Below are 2,685 nucleotides of genomic sequence, written 5' to 3' on the forward strand. Positions count from 1 at the left end.
GTACCTATCAAATAAATCAGAAACCAAAATCAAAATACGACAAAGCATAGAAATAGCTTAATTATCAATAAATTGTGTTCTTTTTCTCTACGGTTACATAACGCCGCATTAAGGGGCAGGCAACGCAAATAACTGTACTAAAACTAGCCAGCCTTAACCTCAAATGCCAACCAAACCAAAACTGCCAAGCGTTGACTGTCCCTCTTAAATGCTTTGTTATGTAACTTTTCTAACCATTTCAAAGCATTACAAAGAACAGCATTGCCAAATATCGTTTAACTTACATGAAAAGTTAGCAGTAACCCAGTAGAATTTGCGTGACAACGACGAAACTGCGAGCCCTAGTTCAAAGAAAAAAATGACTGCCACTAAACTTATCGCAAACTAGCTTTACCAATAAAGCTCAGAGCAAAGACTCGAAGAACAAGGAGACGAAAACTAAGCCAATATGAATAAACTAGGTTTATAAATTTGAAAATAACCAATTTAAACAATTACTTAAAAGTACCAAATATATAAAGTAAAAGCCAAACTCACAGTAAATAAATCATAAAAACACTCTAATTTTCAATACATTGTGGTCTTTTTCTCTACGGTTACATAACGCCGCATTAAGGGGCAAGCAACGCAAACAACTGAACTCCAACTAACCAGCCGTAACCTCAAATGCTCACCCAAAACAAAAATGCCACGCGTTGATTGTCCCTCTTGAATGCTTTGTTATGTAACTTTACTAACCATTTCAAAGCATTACCAAAAGCAGCATCGCCAAACACGATTTAACTTACACGAAAAGTCAGCAATTGACCCAGTAGAAAAAACTCTGGCAACTACAAAAGCAACTTGATTCTGCGGATCATGACTATAGACAAGCTGAACGCAAACCCGCTTTACCATTGAAGCCAGAGTAAAAACTCGAAGAACAAGAAGCCGAAAGTTAAATTAACATGCACGAAACCCACTCAGAAAAAGTCGACATTGAAATTAGATCAATCATAAAAAACATCTACTTTTCAATGCATTGTGGTCTTTTTTCCTTTACGGTTACATAACGCCGCATTAAGGGGCAGGCAACACAAACAACTACACTCAAACTAGCCAGCCGTAACCTCAAATGCTCACCCAAACCAAAACTGCCAAGCGTTGACTGTCCCTCTTGAATGCTTTGTTATGTAACTTTTCTAACCATTTCAAAGCATTACAAAGAACAACATTGCCAAATACCGTTTAACTTACATGAAAAGTTAGCAGTAACCCAGTAGAATTCGCGTGGCAACGACGAAACTGCGAGCCCTAGTTCAAAGAAAAAAATGACTACCACCAAACTTATCGCAAACTAGCTTTACCAATAAAGCTCAGAGCAAAGACTCGAAGAACAAGAAGACGAAAACTGAGCCAATATGAATAAAACCAGGTTTATAAATTTAAAAATAACCATTTTAAACAATCACTTAAAAGTATCGAACATCCAAAGTAGAAGCTAAATTCAAAGTAAAGAAATTATAAAAACACGTTAAATTTCAATGTATTAAGGTCTTTTCTCTACGGTTACATAACGCCCGCCTAAGGGGCTGGCAACGCATTACCACAAAACTCAATCACAACAACCGTAACCACCGCAGCCCATTGGGACTGGAAACGCCGCGCGTTGACAGTCCCTCTTGAGGCGCTTGTTATGTTTAAGCTTAAAATGGTCAAGTTCAACGATAACAATAGCTTAACCAGTCTTACCTTCAAAAACCTGTCCTGAGATTTGCTAAGAGCAGATCAAAGGCCACCCTCTCATATTAGAATCGACAGAAGTAAAACTCCCTTAGATCACTTCCTGTTAACTCCGGATATAGCGGTAATAACGATCCTAGTGAAAAGACTTTGTCCCCTAGCGGTTGGTACATTGCTTCTATTAACGCATGATTTCCAGACGTTAGAACGTAAACAGCCGTAGACATACCGTATTCTTCAATATCTTGGAAAACAAAACTCATACTCCCTTTTTTCATGTTGATAAACACTTCCTCTGTGTCAGCGTCTACCCCATTGTGAGTCCAATATCTGGAAAGCTCATATATCGCTCTTGGCATAAACAACTCATCTAAATATAGAGATGGTTCCGACTTCAGCCTGTTAACAATAGCAAATTTGACTACCCGAATTTTTGCTGAAGCACTCGAACCATCTTCATAATCAAAATGAATATCTAGATGTTTTTTTATCCAATCATCCCGTTTCTCAGCCAACTCAGAATAGCTGCTTACAACCAGCCTTTTTTTATCGACAAATCTATCGTACAAGTCCCCACAATCCACTGTCTCGGTCGCGTTAATCGAAAAAGATAGAAAAAGCATTAACGATATTTTAAATCTAAGCATCTACTTACTAACCTCACATTAGCTCGCTAATTTTCCGAAAAGATCAAAGTTAAAAAGCCGTGGGGACAAAAATGCAACCAGCTGACCTTAATTGATTAAACATAACGCCGCATTAAGGGGCAAGCAACGCAAACAGCTGAACTTAAACTAACCAGCCTTAACCTCAAATGCCACCCAAACCAAAAATGCCACGCGTTGATTGTCCCTCTTAAATGCTTTGTTATGTGACTTTACTAACTATTTCAAAGCATTACCAAAAACAGCATCGCCAAACACGATTTAACTTACACGAAAAGTCAGCATTGACCCAGTAGAA

At 38.1% G+C, this 2,685-nt stretch carries 1 protein-coding gene; it reads right to left on the reverse strand.

Annotation, left to right across the window (positions count from 1 at the left end):
• Nucleotides 1–1,787 precede the first annotated feature (1,787 nt).
• On the reverse strand, nucleotides 1,788–2,369 hold the full coding sequence (locus EXA13_RS16325) for a hypothetical protein (protein WP_238134064.1): 582 nt from the start codon (nucleotides 2,367–2,369) through the stop codon (nucleotides 1,788–1,790).
• Between the last annotated feature and the right edge of the window lie 316 nt (nucleotides 2,370–2,685).

This window comes from Vibrio cincinnatiensis (assembly GCF_022113815.1).
Lineage (GTDB): Bacteria > Pseudomonadota > Gammaproteobacteria > Enterobacterales > Vibrionaceae > Vibrio > Vibrio cincinnatiensis_A.